Source organism: Bradyrhizobium betae (assembly GCF_004123905.1).
GTDB classification, from domain to species: Bacteria; Pseudomonadota; Alphaproteobacteria; order Rhizobiales; family Xanthobacteraceae; genus Bradyrhizobium; species Bradyrhizobium betae_A.
The window spans coordinates 216,075-232,795 of record NZ_MZXW01000041.1 but is presented as its reverse complement, the minus strand read 5'-3'; the positions used below and the strand labels follow the sequence as shown (position 1 = coordinate 232,795).

The following is a 16,721-nucleotide window of genomic DNA, read 5'->3' as shown; positions in this document are numbered from 1 at the left end:
GAGATGCTCGTGGTCAAGCAGATCAATCATTTCATCAATGGCAAGCAGGTCCCGGGTGACACGGAGCGCAGGCTGCCGGTCTTCAATCCGGCAACGGGCGAGCAGACCGGGCGCGTTGCGGCCGCCGACGGGACCCTCGTGGCGGACGCGGTGGCCGCGGCCAGCCGGGCAGCGCAGGGCTGGGCCGATACGACGCCCTTGCGACGGGCGCGGGTATTGAATCGCTTTCTGCGGATCCTTGAAGACCGCGCAGGACAGCTCGCCGACGTGATCGTATCGGAGCACGGCAAGGTTCATTCCGACGCGCTCGGGGAAGTTCAGCGCGGGATGGAGGTGGTCGAGTTTGCCACGGCTGCTCCACAACTGCTCAAGGGCGAACTAACCGAGAATGTCGGGACCCGCGTCGACAGCTATTCCACGCGCCAGCCACTCGGGGTGGTCGCTGGAATCACGCCCTTCAATTTCCCGGTCATGGTCCCGATGTGGATGTTTCCGGTCGCGCTCGCCTGCGGAAACACCTTCATCCTGAAGCCGTCGGAACGTGACCCCTCTGCCTCACTGGTCATGGCGGAATGGCTGAAGGAAGCCGGCCTGCCGGATGGCGTCTTCAACGTGGTGCAGGGTGATAAGGAAGCCGTCGACGCGCTGCTGCATCATCCAGACGTCTCGGCAGTCAGCTTCGTAGGGTCCACGCCCATCGCGCAGTACATCTATTCGACCGCCGCGAATACCGGGAAGCGTTGCCAGGCGCTCGGCGGCGCCAAGAACCATATGATCGTGATGCCCGATGCCGACATGGATCAGGCGGTCGATGCGCTGATGGGCGCCGCTTATGGCTCCGCCGGCGAACGTTGCATGGCGATCTCTGTTGCCGTACCGGTCGGCGAGAAGACCGCGGATAAGCTGATCGCCGCCTTGGAGCCGAAGGTTCGGGGCCTGAAGGTCGGGCCGGGTACCGATCCGGAAGCCGAGATGGGTCCTCTTGTCACAAAGCAGCATCTGGAGAAGGTCCGGAGCTACATCGATGCGGGCCTTGCGGAGGGGGCAAAGCTGCTCGTGGACGGGCGCAAGTTCAGGATGCAGGGCTATGAGGACGGCTTCTTCCTAGGCGGGACCCTGTTCGATCATGTCAAGCCGAGCATGAAGATCTACAAGGACGAGATCTTCGGGCCAGTGCTGTCGGTCGTGCGAGCGCCGGATTATGCGACTGCCGCGCGACTGATCAATGAGCACGAATTTGGCAACGGAACATCGATCTTCACGCGTGATGGCGATGCCGCGCGTGAATTTGCTCATCAGATCAAGGTCGGCATGGTCGGCATCAACGTGCCGATTCCGGTGCCGATGGCTTTTCATTCGTTCGGCGGTTGGAAGGCGTCTATCTTCGGCGATCACCACATGCATGGTCCGGAAGGCGTTCGTTTCTACACGCGAATGAAAACGGTCACCAGCCGCTGGCCAACCGGAATACGAGCCGGGGCGGAATTCGTCATGCCAACCATGTCATGATGGCGCCCGACACTACGTTGTTCTCCCAGACTACGAGGGCCATCGGCCCTCGTTCTTTTCATAGGTCATTCCAGTGGCCGCACTCTTAGAGAAATGCCCGAGTATGCCGCTGACAGTTGTGTTCGGCAGTAGCTCGAATGGTAGGTTTTGGCTCAAGAAGATCAAAAATGCTTTATTTTTCAACGGGGATTGACTGACACTCTCTCCGCCATCAGCCTCACACCACCACCCGCCACTTCCCATCCCCCGCCCGCTTCAGCGCGGGATCGCTCACCCGCACATGCTCGGCGAGAAAATCGATGAACGCGCGCACGCGCGCCGGGAGTGGGGCGGTGTGGCCGACATAGACGGCGTGGATGTCTTCGCGGTCGCCTGGATTGTAGTTTTGCAGCACAGGGACGAGGCGGCCGGCTTCGATGTCGGGGCCGATGTGGAAGAGGGCGAGGCGGGCAAGGCCGACGCCGCCGAGCGCGAGGCGGCGGGCGATTTCGCCGTCGCTGGCGCGGGCCGCCGGTGGCGGCACCGCTTCCTCGGTGCGGTCTCCGCGGCGGAACGGCCAGCCGCCGCGGATACGCGGAAATGTCCAGCCGATGCCGCGATGCTCGGCGAGATCCGTCGGGCTTTTCGGAGTGCCAAAGCGCGTCAGATAATCAGGTGTGCCGACGATGACCATGCGGCTGGTGCCGAGTTTTCGCGCGACGAGGCGTGAGGCGCGCAACGGGCCGACGCGGATCGCGACGTCGGCGCGCTCCTGCATAAGGTCGATCAGCGTGTCGGTCAAAACGAGATCGAGCGTGACGTCGGGATGTGTTTCCAGGAAGCGCGGGATCAGCGGCATCACATGCAGCATGCCGAAAGGGATGTTGCAGTTGACCGTCAGCCGACCACGCGGCGCCGCGCCGGATGCGGCTTCGCGCTCGGCCTCCTCCATCTCGCCGAGGATGCGCAATGAGCGCTGGTAGAAGGCCTGGCCCTCCTCAGTCAATGTCAGTTTACGCGTGGTGCGGTTGATCAGCCGCGAGCCGAGCCGCGCCTCCAGCCGCGAGATCAGCTTGCTCACGCCCGACGGCGTCAGGCGCAGTTTTCGCGCGGCCTGGGTGAATCCGCCGAGATCGACGACACGGACGAAGACCTCCATCTCGGCGGAGCGGTTGGTGTCGAAACGGGCCATGTTGAATTCACGTCATAAATGATTGGATTGCGGACATTCTAATGGTTTTGCTGCGGTACGGCTATCTGCGTGGCTCGTCTCATCCATTGGAGCCACGCATGCCTCCCGCCGTTCTCGCGCTCACCGCCGGTGCCTTCGGCATTGGCACCACCGAATTCATCATCATGGGCCTGCTGCTCCAGGTCGCCGCCGACATGCATGTCTCCGTGCCGGTCGCGGGCCTGCTCATCTCCGGTTATGCGCTCGGCGTGTTCGTCGGTGCGCCGGTGCTGACGCTGGCCACGCGACGGATGCCGCGGAAAACCGTGCTGCTGGCGCTGATGGCGATCTTCACGCTGGGCAATGCGGCCTGTGCGCTGGCGCCCAACTATGAACTGCTGATGGCGGCGCGGGTGCTGACCTCGCTCGCCCATGGCACCTTCTTCGGCGTCGGTTCGGTGGTGGCGACCAGCCTGGTCGCCGAGGACAAGCGTGCGTCGGCGATCTCAACCATGTTCATCGGCCTGACGGTCGCAACCCTGCTTGGCGTGCCCTTCGGCGCATGGTTCGGCCTGATGCTCGGCTGGCGCGCGGCGTTCTGGGCGGTGACCGTGATCGGTGTGATTGCCTTCGCGGTCGTGGCGGCGCTCGTGCCCGGCCATGTCGGCAATGGCGACAAGCCGATCTCGCTTGCCGAGGAAGTGGCGGTGCTCGGCCGTCCGCAGGTGCTGCTCGGCCTTGCCATGACCGTGTTCGGCTTTGCCGGCCTGTTCGTCGTCTTCACCTATATCCAGCCGATCCTGACCCGATTCACCGGCTTTTCGGAAGCCGCGGTCTCGCCGATCCTGCTGGTGTTCGGCGCAGGCCTCGCGATCGGCAATGTCGCCGGCGGCAAGCTCGCCGATCGCGGCCTTGCGCGTGCCCTGATCGGCACGCTCGCCGCGCTCGCGATCGTGCTGCTTGGCCTTGCCGCGGTGCTGTCGGTCAAGATCCCTACAATCGCGCTGATCCTGCTGCTTGGAATCGCCGCCTTCGCAACCGTCGCGCCGCTCCAGCTTCGCGTATTGGAGGCAGCGGGCCCCAGCGGCCGCACGCTCGCCTCAAGCCTCAACATCGCCGCGTTCAATCTCGGAAACGCGCTCGGCGCCTGGGCCGGCGGCGTCGCCATCGATCGCGGGCTCGGCCTCTCCGCGCTGCCGCTGGTCGCGGCCGGCATTACGGCGATCGGCCTCGTACTCGCGTTGTGGAGCCTCCAGCTCGATCGCAGGCAGACTGTGATCGCAGCGTGCCCGGCCGAATAGAAGGAGAGCGATCATGGACTACCGTAATCTCGGCGCCTCCGGGTTCAAGGTCCCCGTCCTCAGCTTCGGCACCGGCACCTTCGGCGGCCAGGGCCCGCTGTTTTCGGCCTGGGGCCGCAGCGGCGCTGAGGAGGCGCGCAGGCTGGTCGACATCTGCCTCGATGCCGGCGTCAATCTGTTCGACAGCGCCGACGTCTATTCGAACGGCGCCTCCGAGGAGATCCTCGGCGCGGCGATCAAGGGCCGCCGCGACAAGGTGCTGATCTCGACCAAGATGAGCCTGCCGGTCGGCGACGGCCCGCTCGATGCCGGCTCGTCGCGGCATCGGCTGCTGATGTCGGTCGACGCGGCCCTGCGCCGGCTTGGCACCGACACGATCGACCTGCTTCAGCTCCACGCCTTCGATGCGTTCACGCCGATCGAGGAGGTGTTGTCGACGCTCGACACGCTCGTGCGTGCCGGCAAGCTGCGTTACGTCGGCGTCTCCAGTTTCGCAGGCTGGCAGTTGATGAAGTCGCTCGCCGTCGCGGATCGTCACGGCTGGCCGCGCTACGTCGCGCATCAGGTCTATTATTCGCTGCTCGGCCGTGACTATGAGTGGGAGCTGATGCCGCTGGCGTACGACCAGGGCGTCGGCGCGCTGGTCTGGAGCCCGCTTGGCTGGGGCCGGCTGACCGGAAAGATCCGGCGCGATCAGCCGTTGCCGCAAGGGAGCCGGCTGCATGCGACCGCACAGTTCGGCCCGCCCGTGGATGAGACGCGCCTTTACGCCGTCGTCGACGTGCTCGATGCGATCGCTGCGGAGACCGGCCGCACCGTGCCGCAGGTCGCAATCGCCTGGCTGATATCGCGCCCCACCGTCTCCTCCGTGATCATCGGTGCGCGCGACGAGGCACAGCTCCGCGATAATCTCGGTGCGGTTGGCTGGTCGCTGAGCGCGGACCAGATCAAGCGCCTCGACGCGGTCAGCGCCGTGATGCCGCCCTATCCCTATTACCCCTATCGCATCCAGGAGGGCTTTGCGCGGCTGAACCCGCCGCTGGTCTAGGCAGGTGGCTGGTAGAAAGCGGCGATTGCGGTCGCGATTCCCGGCGGCAAATTTGCCTCGCTCTTCAGCGTGTCCAGGAAGGCGGGGTCGCCCGCCACAGTCAGGCCGTCCAGCTTGATCGGATGCAGCGGCTCGGCGGCCGCTGCGACCGCCGCCAGATCCGGGCCGGTCCTGACGCCGTTATATTCAAGCCGCGGGCGCAATTGGACATTGTTGCCGAACTGCTCGTCCAGCGCGAGACGCCAGCCGGTGCGTGACACCGTTCCGCGGGCGATCGCGTCGCTCATGGCGAGGCTATGCGGCTGCAACGCGCCGAGATTGCCGAGAGCCGCGCTCAAACGGCTCGTCGCCTCCGCCAGCGTGATCTTCTCGATTCCCACATCCTGATCAGGCGAAGAGAAGTCGATCAGCCGTGCGTTGCTGCCGACCTTGAGCGCCTCGCCGCTTCCGCCGGCTTTTTGCATGGCGCTCTTCGTTCCATAGCGCGGTCGTCCGGCGATCGTGACCAGCACGATATCCTGCTCACGCGATTTGATCAGATGGCCGTAGGGATCGCCGGTCACGCCTTTTACGACCAGAAGATCGGCGAACTTGCCTTTGGCGATCGTCCCGAGCTTCGCGTCCCACTTCAGGATCGCAGCGGGATTGCGCGTCGCCATCGAGACGATGTCGTAGTCGCTGAAGCCGAGATTGAAATGCGCCGAGACGACCTTCGCCGCCTTGAGCTCGCCCAAGAGGTTCTTGCTGCCGGACGGTGACCAGTCCGAGCCAAGCGCGATGGTGAGGCCCGCGGTACGCGCGGCGATGACGTCGGTGGTCTTGCCATAGAGCAGTAGATTGCTCAGCGGCGACCAGACGACCTTGGCCTGATTTTGGGCCATGGTGCCGAAGTCGGTCGCGTCGAGCGCCGTGCAATGAATGCCGGCCAGCGACGGCTCGATCGCCCAATCGCCCTCGGAATTCCGCAGCGCCAGGAAATGGCTATGCGCCTTGGCATCGATGCCTTCGCTGAGATGCAGCAGAAAACACGCCGACGATTTCAGCTCGTGGTCGAACTTGGCCCAATCCTGGGCATCGATATCAGGAATCTTCGAGTGCGCCCGCGGCAGATCGGGTGGGCTGCCGATCTCGGCCGCGCGCAACGCGCCCTTGTAATATTTGTGGATCGTGCCGCTCCAGTTCGACAGCGTGATCCCCTGGCTCGTCGTGGTGCCCGCGACCATGCACTTGGCTTCGACATAGCGGACCAGGGCGGGCAGCAGCGAGCCGTCGTCGGCCAGCGCAATCGCACTCATCGGGCCGGTCACGGATGTCTTGTACGATTTCGCATTCTGCCACTGGTCGCGATTGCCGTAGAGCTGCGGCACCTGCCAGAGCGGCAGGATGTTGTAGCTGAGGTGATTATGCAGCTCGATCAGACCGGGATAGATGGTGCCGCCTGTTACCACCGGAACGACGGCCTCGAAGCCCGCCGGGGCCGGTTGGCCCTTGGGGACGATTGCGGCGATGCGATTGTTCTCGATGAAGATCGTTCCGCTCTTTATGATGTCGCCCTCGGCAGCCATCGTCACGATCCGCCCGGTCAGCGCCCATCGCGTCGGGCTTGCGGCCGGGCTCATGGGATCACTCCGTCGGGAATGGTGATCGTGATCGTGCGCCGCTTGGTGGCCGCATCCGTGCCCTGGCGCACGGCCCACGGCGTGTCGCCGCGCATCCAGGCCGGCAAGCCCGCGGGAAAGTCTTTTGCGATGATGTCGGAGAGCTCTGTCGGCTTGAAGGCGTCGCCATACGGCACGAGTGTCGTCGGCACGTCTGGATGCTGGATTTGTGGCGCGAGAGCCGCGAGCGCGGCATTCCACTTGGTCAGCATGATCTTGGTATTCGCGGCGCGCGTCGCGTTGTCGGGCGCGGAGCTCTCCGGCCAGGTCGGATGCGTGATGTGCTGATAGGCGAGGGTCTTGTAGGCCGCGCCGTCGACGGTCTTCAGCCAGGCCTTCCAGGCCTCGTCCGCGAGGCCGCCAAGCGAGACGACCGCCTCGATGTTGCCGGATCCGAGCAGGGCCTTGAGCCATTTGTTCCTGTAATCGACGATGCCGGGCTCGTTCTTGTGCTTGTTGCCGCCGCTCTGCCCGTAGACACTGTACAGGAAGGTGTTCACCATCACGTAGCTCTGCATGATGCCGAGCTTGGCGAGGAAACCCTGCGTCCGCCGGCCTGCGGTGCCGACCAGGATCCGGCGCACGATCGTCTCGTGCTGGGCGGGATCCTGACCGACGATGAGGACGCGCGCCGATCCGTCGAGCCGGCCGCGATGAAAGATCGGTCCCCATTCAATCCGGAAATCATGGGGATCGTAGGCTTCGGCGCCCGGATAGTTGGCGCACAAATCGCGAAAAGGTTGTTGGGCGTATCCGGCGTCGAATTCCGTGAGCATGGAATGCTCCAATCTGCCGATGTCAAAATAGCTGCGTCAAAAACCTGATCGCCATGGTGCAATCTTCATGGCGCAATCTTGGCGGTGGTTTGTTCCACTATTCAACCAGTATATGGGTCGAGACGGGGAGGCCAAAAGTTCACGACCAATGAACGTGACAGAGCGTCGCGGCGGCAGGCCATGCAGAAACGTACCTGTACACGCTTGCGTGACCTCCATAACCTCCGCGGCGCAATTGCAGGAGATGGGACGTGGCGAAGAAGACGGCGAGCAAGAAGAAAAGTGTTTCGAAGAAAGTAGCGAAGGCCAAGACGAGCACCGCCCGCAAGGGCGCCGTTGCGAAAACTGGGGAGAAGACGGTCAAGAAGGCTGCGCCGCGTAAGTCAGCCACGGCCCGCCGCCCGAAGGGCCCGGTCTGGCAATGGTCTGCGGTCGATACCGCGGCCGCGATCCGTAATGGCACAATCTCCGCGGTCGAGGCCGTCGAGGCGCATCTGGACCGGATGCGCGCCGTCAATCCCAGACTGAATGCAGTCGTTGTCGATCTCAGCGAGGAAGCGCTGAAGGCCGCGCATGCGGCCGACAAGCAACGCGCCAGGGGCGGTGCGCTCGGCCTCCTGCACGGCGTGCCCATCACCATCAAGGAGAACGTCGACTACGAGGGGCGGCCCAATTTCAACGGCGTCCCCGCCAACAAGGATTTTGTCGCGCCGTCGGATTCACCGGTGGTGCGGAATCTCAAGAAGGCCGGCGCGATCGTCATCGGCCTCACCAACACGCCGGAGTTCTCCTTCCGCGGCTTCACCGACAATCCCCTGCACGGGCTGACGCTCAATCCCTGGGATCCCAATATCACCTGCGGCGGCTCCTCGGGCGGCGCGGGATCGGCGGTTGCCGCCGGCATCGGCACTATCGCTCATGGCAACGACATCGGCGGCTCGCTGCGCTGGCCGGCGCATTGCAACGGCGTCGCCACCATCAAGCCGACGCAGGGCCGCATTCCCGCCTTCAACGGAAGCGCCGTGGCCGAGCGGCCGATGCTGGCGCATCTGATGTCGGCGCAGGGCCCGCTCGCGCGTCACGTCGCCGACATCAGGCTTGCGCTGGAGGTGATGAGCCAGCGCGATCCGCGCGATCCCTGGTGGGTGCCGGCACCGCTGGCCGGACCGAAGCCTAAGGGGCCAATCAAGGTCGCGCTCGCAAAGATCCCTGACGATATGGACGTCGATCCGTCCGTAGCGGCGGCGCTGCGTCAGGCCGCCGATCACCTCGAGCGTTCCGGCTATCGCGTGACCGAGGTCGAGGTCCCCGACATCAACGGCGTCTGGCAGACCTGGTGCGACATCATCACCAACGAGACCATGGTGATGCAGGAAGCGAGCATGCTGAAGGTGACGTCCGAGGATTTTCACAAGGCCTGGGGCGGCATGAAGACCAAGGCGAATGTGCTCGATCTCAAGGCCTGGATGCAGGCGACCGCCGCACGCAACGGCCATATCCGCGCCTGGCAGCTGTTCTTCGAGGAATATCCGGTCGTGCTGGCGCCGACCACGGTGAAGCCGACGCCGGGACCGCGCGAGGATACCGTCAGTGCCGAGCGCGTGAAGGAGATCTTCTGGGGCGAGATCCGCTTCATCTCCGCGATCAACGTGCTGGGTCTGCCGGGCGCGGTGGTGCCGGTCGCCGTGCATGACGGCAAGCCGATCGGCGTGCAGCTCATTGCCGGTCGCTATCGCGAGGACCTCGCGCTCGACGCGGCAGCAGCGATCGAGAAGCGCGCAGGCGTGTTCGCCCATCGCTTGTGGGAGACGATGGCCTGATCCAGTATTGAGGGGCTTCGCGTGCCTGCGCGAGGCCCCTCCAGGCGCGGTTAATTCGTCAAATGCGCGGCGGCGATCGCCTTCTGAAACAAAGAGTTCAGCGCGTCACTGATGTTGGCATCGCTTGAGACCTCGTAATAATAGCCCGACGTCGCGCAGGATTGCATCTTGGTCCCGATCGAGCTGCGCCACGGCGCAATATAGGTGGTGTACCAGCTGTTGTTGGTGATCGCGAGATAGCTGGTGTAGAGCACCGCGATCTTGACGCCGCGTGCTTTGATGGTGTCGCAGATCGCCGTCGTCAACGGCTCCTGGCATCGGCCACCGGAAACGGTGGTCTTGCTACAGGTCGAGGGATAGTAATAGTCGGCGACGCCGTCCGAGACGAAGAACAGCCATTTCTGCGGCGAGGACGAAGAGCCGTCGCCGGGCGTTGGAATCGTGGTGTTCATCGACGACAGGATGCCGTCGAAATCCGTGCACATGTCGTTGTTGTAGTTGTTATAGGGGATCGTCATCAGGTCGACGGCAGAAATCGCCGTCTTCACCGACGAGAGGCTCGAGGTCAGCGGTGAGATCGTGGTCAGGCCGACCGAGGCGCAATCGCTCCCCATGGTGTAGACCGCCATCCGGTATTGGTTGCTGACAAGCTGGCTCGCGGTCGCGGTGTCGGTCAGCGACTGCGTCGCATCGCGTACGAGATCGATCCGCATCTTGATGCCGAGCTTCTTTGCGAGCGCGTAATAGCTGTTCGTCTGCAACGTCTTTTTCGTGCTTGATGTGTAGGTGTCGTGGCAGGCGAAGGCGCAGCTGTCTGACGTGGCATTCTGCAGCGCAGTCATGTCGGCGGTTGTTGCGCCGATCCCCTGCGATGGTGAATTGTCGAGCAGCACGTAGAAGTCGATGTAGGACGGCAGCGAGGCCGCAGCGCTCGAGTTGGCCGAAAAGCCGAGGGTCTTGTAGCCCACAATTCCCATGAAGTAGGTCGTCACTGTCGCCGACGCCGTTCCAGTAGCGGTGCGGGTGGTGACGCTATCCGTTACGTTGATAGTCACTGAACTCGCCGTCATGCCGAGCGCCGACATCTGCCCCGTGAAGATGTTGACCGCGTCGCTCTGCGCAGCCGACGCGGTCTTGGTGATTTCGCTCTTCGCGGTGGCGACCAGCATCGCGGTGTCGAGCGCAGCGATCAGCTTCGCTCTCGCCCGTGCGGCGAGGGAGTAGTCGACGGCAGCGCCGACGAAGGACAGCAGCGGGACCAGCGCGAGCGCAAAGATGACTGCGATGTTGCCATTTCGGTCGGAGACAAAGCGCGAGAGCAGGCGATGAGCATTCCCGGTGGCAAAGGTCAAGCAAACGCATCCCTAAATGAAAACAATGCGCGGACGCTAACACTGTGGAACTTACGCAAGAGTTGACCGCGATGTGAAAACGCGTGTCCGTATTATTGCGGAGCATGTCATTGAAGCGCGAAAATTCCCGAGAAAAATAGGCGATTTTGCGCACGCAAGTTCGGCGAAACTCCGTAGTAATCCGGGGGCGCGCCTGACTCGCTCGGACGCGTGGCCTCAACATGCACGGATGCCGCGTCGTGCGAGAGCGCGTCAACTTAAAGTCAGGAGAGGACGATATCGCGAGCGATCGTTCGATCACTCTGCATCTCTTCGATGAGCCGCCGTTCTCGAAGAAGATCCGACTCATCTCCGGCCTGAAGCGAGTCGCCTGGCATCGCCATTCGCAGTCGCGACGACATCGCTCAGAGAGTCGTCGCTCTTTTTCACGCGCAGAATTCGTGGTGACGCCGGCGGTGTAAGAGCACAGCGTTGGGATCGTGTCGTCATTGTCGCCGCGAAGACGCTGCAGCTTCTTCCGTAGGGGGAGGGGGATGGTGCCACGGCCGTCGCGGCAAACCCCAACAATTCACTAATCCAATTTGACTCGAATTTTAGCCAATTCACCAATAAGCGTTAGGGTTACTTCCTCGATCTCTAGACGAATTATTGCCCGCTTTACCACCCGCCTCTAACACGAGGACGGCGGACAACGCACATGCCTCATACAGGCCAATAAGTGCGGCCCGCGTCCCACGCGGAGGTGGCACGATGCGCAACGAGACGATCGCTATTCACGCCGGCTATGAGCCCGAAGCTACCACGCACGCGGTCGCAGTGCCGATCTACCAGACCGCGGCCTACGCCTTCGACAGCGCCGATCACGGCGCGGCGCTCTTCAATCTCGAAGCCGAAGGTTACCGTTACAGCCGCATCGCCAATCCGACCAGTGCCGTGCTGGAGAAACGCATCGCCGAGCTCGAAGGCGGCGTCGGCGCGCTCGCGGTCGCGACCGGTCAGGCGGCGCTGCATTTCGCCTTCGTCAACGTCGCCGATCACGGCGGCAACATCGTGTCCGTGCCGCAGCTCTATGGCACCACTCACACGCTGCTCTCGCACATCCTGCCGCGTCAGGGCATCACCGGCCGCTTCGCCGAGAGCGACCAGCCTGATGCGATCGCAAAGCTGATCGACGAGAACACCCGGGCCGTGTTTGCCGAGACCATCGGCAATCCCGCCGGCAATGTCTGCGATATCGAGGCGCTGGCGAAAATCGCGCATGCGCATGGCGTGCCGCTGATCGTCGACAACACCGTTGCGACGCCCATCCTGCTCAAGCCGTTCGACTACGGCGCCGACATCGCCGTGCATTCGCTCACGAAATTTCTGGGTGGCCACGGCACCACGCTCGGCGGCGCCATCGTCGATTCCGGAAACTTTCCCTGGGGCAAATACGCCGACCGATTCCCCGGCTACAACAAGCCGGACGCCTCCTATCACGGCCTCGTCTATGCCGAGCGCTTCGGCAAGACCGCCTATATCGAGCGCGCTCGCAGCATCTATCAGCGCACCATGGGCTCGGTGCTGTCGCCGTTCAATGCCTTCCTGCTGATCCAGGGTATAGAGACCGTGGCGCTGCGCATGGAGCGCCACTGCGAAAACGCACGCAAAGTCGCCGAATTCCTGCGCAAGGATTCGCGCGTCGCCTGGGTGAATTACACAGGCTTCCCCGACAGCCCCTACTACCCGCTGGTCCAAAAATATCTCGACGGCAACGCCTCTTCGCTATTCACCTTCGGCATCAAGGGCGGCATGGAAGCCGGCAAGAATTTCTACGACGCGCTGAAGCTGATCACGCGCCTCGTCAATATCGGCGATGCCAAGTCGCTGGCCTGCCATCCAGCGTCGACCACGCATCGCCAGATGTCGGCGGAGCAGCAGCGCGCTGCCGGCGTGCTGCCGGAGACGATCCGCCTGTCGATCGGCATCGAGCATTCCGCAGACATCATCGAGGACATCGACCAGGCGCTGGAGAAGGCCTGTCCGTCGTCGCGCCTCCAGGCGGCGGAGTAGGCGGCCGCCCCGATGACGGTCTTGATCGACAGGGATCAAGGTATAACGAGCCCGGCACTCGTGCCGGCCGAGGGCGATCTGGCGCGCGATCAGGCTGGCGCCGATCTGAACATCGGGCTGATCAACAACATGCCTGATACGGCGCTGAAGGCGACCGAGCGGCAGTTCATGAAGCTGCTCCAGGTCGCCGCAGGCCCGCGCCGCATCCGCTTCCACTGCTTCTCGCTACCTTCGGTGAGGCGTTCGCCGGAAGCGAAATGGCATGTCGAGAGTGAATATTCAGATCTCGCAGATCTCAAGCGCCGGAGATTCGACGGGCTGATCGTAACCGGCGCGGAGCCGGTCGCACCCGAGCTCGACCAGGAACCGTACTGGCGCGACCTCACCGATCTGATCGACTGGGCCAAGGTCAACACGCGTTCGACGATCTGGTCCTGCCTTGCTGCGCATGCGGCGGTACTGCACCTCGACGGCATCGAACGGCGGCGGTTGCCGGCCAAATGTCACGGCATCTTTGACTGCGAGGCCGTGACGAACGATTCCCTGACTCACGCCGGGCCCACACCGCTCAAGGTCTCGCATTCGCGCCTGAACGAGGTCGTCGAGGGCGACCTCGCGCAGGCCGGTTATCAGGTTCTGACACGCTCGGCCCTCGCCGGCGTCGACGTCTTCGTCCGCCAATATACCAGCCGCTTCGTGTTCTTCCAGGGCCACCCGGAATATGACGCGCTGTCGCTCCAGCGCGAATATCTACGCGACGTCGGCCGCTATCTCGCGCGTGAGCGCGATCATTATCCGCACCTGCCGGTGAGCTATTTTGACGCAGCAACGGAAGAGAGACTGGCGCGCTTCGAGAAGCGGGCGAGGCACGAGCGCCATCCGGCGCTCAGCAACGACCTGCCCGCGCTGACTTTGCGCGCCGATATCGCCGCCGGCAGCGCCGCGGCGGCGCTTTTCCGCAACTGGCTGCAATTTCTCGGCGCGGAGGCCGATGCCTCGGTTCTTGCCCGCTAGCCGAAGGGCGTTGGTTCTGCGTTAGGATTACCCAAGCGTTAAGCTTGCCTCAACCGGCGCACGAATGTTTCAGTAGAGAAATACGCAATCACAGGAAATGCGGTCGTGTGGTCGGCACTCCAGGGACGCGTGAGCAATCGGTTGGCCCGGCATTTCCGTGCCGCGCCGCACCGCTTGCCTGCGCATGCGCCGATGGTGAGCTTCACCTTCGACGATGCCCCCGATAGCGCCGCCGGCGAGGGCGCTTCGCTGCTCGAAGCACATGGCGGCCGTGGCACGTACTATATTGCCGGTAGCCTGATCGGCCAGCCGTCGGATCATTGGCGTGGGCTGTCGAATGACGAGATCGTGCGGCTGCACCGGGCCGGCCACGAGATTGCCTGCCACACCTTCTCGCACCAGAGCGCGGTCAATTTCGACGAGGCGGCCATGGCCCGCGAGATTGAACGGAACCGCAGCCATTTTCGCGGCATCGATTCCTCGATCACTCTGGAGAATTTTGCTTATCCGTATGGTCTCGCCTCGGTCTGGCGCAAGCCGCAGCTCGCGAAGGCCTTCCGCTCCGCGCGCGGCATCTTGCCGGGCGTCAATCAGGACGTCATCGACCTCCAGTTCCTGCGCGCCTCGCCTTTGGTCAATTACGAGATCGACGCGGCAGGCGTCGATGGCTATTTCGACGAGGCGGTCGCAAGCGGCGGCTGGCTGATCTTCTACAGCCATGACGTCGTCGATGCGCCAAGCCCCTATGGTTGCACGCCGCACCTGATGCGCCATGCGCTGGAGGCGGCCGGGAAGCGCGACATGCCGATCGTGACGGTCGCGGAAGCGCTGCGAAGGATCGGGGCGTAGCTTCTTTCGCCTCTCCCTGCTTGCGGCTGGGCCGCGCTTGAACTTTCACAAGAGGTCGTCATGCCCGGGCTTGTCCCGGGCATCCACGTTCTTTGTGCTGAGTGGCAAGGCGTGGATGGCCGGGACAAGCCCGGCCATGACGCTTTGGAGACTGTCGGTACCCCTGGCACGCACCTCATATCGATTGCCCTGCCGCAAGCGGGGAGAGGGAGAAGATGGGCTTGCCACGCCCGCGCCGCCATGCGACTGGCCTTGTGTCGAATCTCACGGCCGTGGTTCCCGCTCGCTCATGTCCGCTCCCTCCACCGCCCCGCTGCCTGCGCCGGCCAACGGCCGCGATGCGCTGTCGGTGTTGCATTCGGTGTTCGGCCTGCCGGGGTTCCGCGGCGCGCAGGGCGAGATCATCCGGCATGTCACGGATGGCGGCAATTGCCTGGTGCTGATGCCGACCGGCGGCGGCAAGTCGATGTGCTACCAGCTGCCGTCGCTTTTGCGCGAAGGCTGCGGCATCGTGGTGTCGCCGCTGATCGCGCTGATGCGCGACCAGGTCGCTGGCTTGCTCGAGGCTGGTGTCAATGCCGCTGCGCTGAACTCGTCGCTGACGTTCCAGGAAGCCTCCGACATCGAGCGCCGCCTGATCGCGGGCGATCTCGACTTGCTCTATGTCGCGCCGGAACGGCTGGTGACGCCGCGCTGCCTGTCGATGCTGGCGCAGGCCAAGGTCGCGCTGTTCGCGATCGACGAGGCGCACTGCGTCTCGCAATGGGGCCACGACTTCCGACCGGAATATGTCGGTCTCTCCATTATCGCCGAACGCTTTCCGGACATCCCGCGCATCGCGCTGACCGCGACCGCCGACGAATTGACGCGCAAGGAGATCGTCGAGCGGCTCCAGCTGACCGGCTCCCCGCAATTCGTCTCCAGCTTCGACCGGCCCAACATCCGCTACGAGATCGTCGACAAGCGCAACGCGGTGTCGCAGCTCAAGGAATTCATCCGGGAGCGCCACGCGTCAGACGCGGGCGTGGTCTATTGCCTGTCTCGCAAACGGGTCGAGGAAGTCGCTGCCGCGCTCGACGATGCCGGCATTGCGGCGCTGCCTTATCACGCCGGCCTCGACAGCAGCGTACGCTCGCGCAATCAAGACCGCTTCCTCAACGAGGACGGCATCGTCATCGTCGCGACCATCGCCTTCGGCATGGGCATCGACAAGCCGGATGTGCGTTTCGTCGCGCATCTCGACCTGCCCAAGAGCATCGAGTCCTACTACCAGGAGACGGGACGCGCCGGTCGCGACGGCAAGCCGTCGGCGGCCTGGATGGCCTATGGCCTTTCCGACATCGTGCAGCAGCGCCGCATGATCGACGAATCCAACGGGTCCGATGACTTCAAGCGCGTCTCGATCGGCAAGCTCGATGCGCTGGTCGGGCTCGCCGAGACCGCGCAGTGCCGACGCAAGCGGCTGCTCGGCTATTTCGGCGAAAGCGTGCACGGCGAGAGCTGCGGCAATTGCGATAACTGCCTGACGCCGCCCAAGATGCGCGACGGCAAGGTGCTGGCGCAAAAACTGCTGTCCTGTGCCTATCGCACCGGGCAGCGTTTCGGCGCGATGCATCTGATCGACGTGCTGATCGGCCGCCTGACCGAGAAGGTGACGCAGTTCGGCCACGACAAGCTGTCGGTGTTCGGCATCGGGCGCGAGCTCAACGAGAAGCAGTGGCGTACGGTGCTGCGACAACTCGTGGCGATGGGGCATTTGCAGAGCGACAGCGAAGCTTATGGTGCGCTGAAACTGACGGAGACCGCACGCGGCGTGCTGCGCGGTGAGACCGAGGTGTGGCTGCGCGAGGAGGCGGAGGGTACGCGTGTTCGCGTCAGCCGGACCAAATCGCGCCGTGGCGACCTCGCGCCCGCGGCTCATGCGCCGCAAGGCGATGTCGATCCCGAGCTGCGTGCGCGACTGCGCTCATGGCGTTCAGATATCGCGCGCGAGCGCGGTGTGCCGGCCTATGTGGTGTTGCACGACGCCACCATCGACGGCATCGTCCGGGCCTGGCCGACGACGCTGGATGAGCTCCGCAACGTGCCCGGCATCGGCGACAAGAAGCTCGAGCATTACGGCGAGGAGCTATTGCAGATCGTCAGGACGCGGTAGGCGAGCGATCCTCCCTCCCCACGTCATCCCGGACAAG

Annotated in this window: 12 protein-coding genes; 8 read left to right on the top strand and 4 right to left on the bottom strand. The window is 63.9% G+C overall.

Features of this window, described 5'->3' with window-relative positions; translation table 11 throughout:
• The first annotated feature begins 9 nt into the window (after positions 1-9).
• The gene (locus B5V03_RS30310) at positions 10-1,509 is read left to right on the top strand and encodes a CoA-acylating methylmalonate-semialdehyde dehydrogenase (RefSeq protein WP_129274055.1); all 1,500 of its coding nucleotides are present in this window, start codon (positions 10-12) and stop codon (positions 1,507-1,509) included.
• Between the two features lie 217 nt (positions 1,510-1,726).
• On the opposite strand, the gene B5V03_RS30305 is transcribed toward B5V03_RS30310, so the two are convergent.
• Positions 1,727-2,680 carry a LysR family transcriptional regulator gene (locus tag B5V03_RS30305; RefSeq protein ID WP_129274054.1) on the bottom strand — a complete coding sequence of 318 codons (954 nt, stop codon included), beginning with the start codon at positions 2,678-2,680 and terminating at the stop codon, positions 1,727-1,729.
• 98 nt (positions 2,681-2,778) lie between these two features.
• Between B5V03_RS30305 and B5V03_RS30300 the strand changes: the two genes are divergently transcribed.
• Entirely contained in the window at positions 2,779-3,960 is a 1,182-nt protein-coding gene (locus B5V03_RS30300) for an MFS transporter (protein ID WP_164988387.1), read from the top strand.
• 13 nt (positions 3,961-3,973) lie between these two features.
• Positions 3,974-5,008 carry an aldo/keto reductase gene (locus B5V03_RS30295; RefSeq protein WP_129274052.1) on the top strand — a complete coding sequence of 345 codons (1,035 nt, stop codon included), beginning with the start codon at positions 3,974-3,976 and terminating at the stop codon, positions 5,006-5,008.
• On the opposite strand, the gene B5V03_RS30290 is transcribed toward B5V03_RS30295, so the two are convergent.
• Together B5V03_RS30290 and B5V03_RS30285 are read right to left on the bottom strand one after the other, a co-directional pair.
• Entirely contained in the window at positions 5,005-6,627 is a 1,623-nt protein-coding gene (locus B5V03_RS30290; RefSeq protein ID WP_129274051.1) for an amidohydrolase family protein, read from the bottom strand. The genes B5V03_RS30295 and B5V03_RS30290 overlap by 4 nt on opposite strands.
• Positions 6,624-7,442, bottom strand: a complete 819-nt coding sequence (locus tag B5V03_RS30285; protein ID WP_129274050.1) for a uracil-DNA glycosylase — start codon at positions 7,440-7,442, stop codon at positions 6,624-6,626. Before B5V03_RS30285 ends, B5V03_RS30290 begins: the two co-directional genes overlap by 4 nt.
• A 251-nt stretch (positions 7,443-7,693) precedes the next feature.
• On the opposite strand from B5V03_RS30285, the gene B5V03_RS30280 reads away from it, so the two are divergent.
• On the top strand, positions 7,694-9,262 hold the full coding sequence (locus B5V03_RS30280; RefSeq protein WP_129274049.1) for an amidase family protein: 1,569 nt from the start codon (positions 7,694-7,696) through the stop codon (positions 9,260-9,262).
• A gap of 50 nt (positions 9,263-9,312) precedes the next feature.
• Here B5V03_RS30280 and B5V03_RS30275 read toward each other — a convergent pair whose 3' ends face one another.
• Positions 9,313-10,614, bottom strand: coding sequence for a TadE/TadG family type IV pilus assembly protein (locus B5V03_RS30275; protein ID WP_129274048.1), 1,302 nt, complete (start codon positions 10,612-10,614; stop codon positions 9,313-9,315).
• A gap of 750 nt (positions 10,615-11,364) precedes the next feature.
• Between B5V03_RS30275 and B5V03_RS30270 the strand changes: the two genes are divergently transcribed.
• The 4 genes from B5V03_RS30270 (at position 11,365) to recQ (ending at position 16,684) form a co-directional block, all read left to right on the top strand.
• Positions 11,365-12,666, top strand: a complete 1,302-nt coding sequence (locus B5V03_RS30270) for an O-acetylhomoserine aminocarboxypropyltransferase/cysteine synthase family protein (protein ID WP_129274047.1) — start codon at positions 11,365-11,367, stop codon at positions 12,664-12,666.
• A 12-nt stretch (positions 12,667-12,678) separates the two neighbouring features.
• Positions 12,679-13,680, top strand: a complete 1,002-nt coding sequence (gene metA / locus B5V03_RS30265; protein WP_129274046.1) for a homoserine O-succinyltransferase MetA — start codon at positions 12,679-12,681, stop codon at positions 13,678-13,680.
• Between the two features lie 105 nt (positions 13,681-13,785).
• The gene (locus tag B5V03_RS30260; protein WP_129274045.1) at positions 13,786-14,529 is read left to right on the top strand and encodes a polysaccharide deacetylase family protein; all 744 of its coding nucleotides are present in this window, start codon (positions 13,786-13,788) and stop codon (positions 14,527-14,529) included.
• Positions 14,530-14,818: 289 nt separating this feature from the next.
• A complete protein-coding gene (gene recQ / locus B5V03_RS30255; protein ID WP_129274044.1) occupies positions 14,819-16,684 on the top strand; it encodes a DNA helicase RecQ in 1,866 nt (621 codons plus the stop codon).
• Positions 16,685-16,721: the final 37 nt, after the last annotated feature.

What these genes read in the sequence shown, in the direction of transcription:
- B5V03_RS30300 (WP_164988387.1), top strand. Translation starts at nt 2,779, where the DNA reads ATGCCTCCCGCCGTTCTCGCGCTCACCGCCGGTGCCTTCGGCATTGGC.
- recQ (WP_129274044.1), top strand. Translation starts at nt 14,819, where the DNA reads ATGTCCGCTCCCTCCACCGCCCCGCTGCCTGCGCCGGCCAACGGCCGC.
- B5V03_RS30305 (WP_129274054.1), bottom strand. Translation starts at nt 2,680, where the DNA reads ATGGCCCGTTTCGACACCAACCGCTCCGCCGAGATGGAGGTCTTCGTC.
- B5V03_RS30290 (WP_129274051.1), bottom strand. Translation starts at nt 6,627, where the DNA reads ATGAGCCCGGCCGCAAGCCCGACGCGATGGGCGCTGACCGGGCGGATC.
- B5V03_RS30285 (WP_129274050.1), bottom strand. Translation starts at nt 7,442, where the DNA reads ATGCTCACGGAATTCGACGCCGGATACGCCCAACAACCTTTTCGCGAT.
- B5V03_RS30295 (WP_129274052.1), top strand. Translation starts at nt 3,974, where the DNA reads ATGGACTACCGTAATCTCGGCGCCTCCGGGTTCAAGGTCCCCGTCCTC.
- B5V03_RS30270 (WP_129274047.1), top strand. Translation starts at nt 11,365, where the DNA reads ATGCGCAACGAGACGATCGCTATTCACGCCGGCTATGAGCCCGAAGCT.
- metA (WP_129274046.1), top strand. Translation starts at nt 12,679, where the DNA reads ATGACGGTCTTGATCGACAGGGATCAAGGTATAACGAGCCCGGCACTC.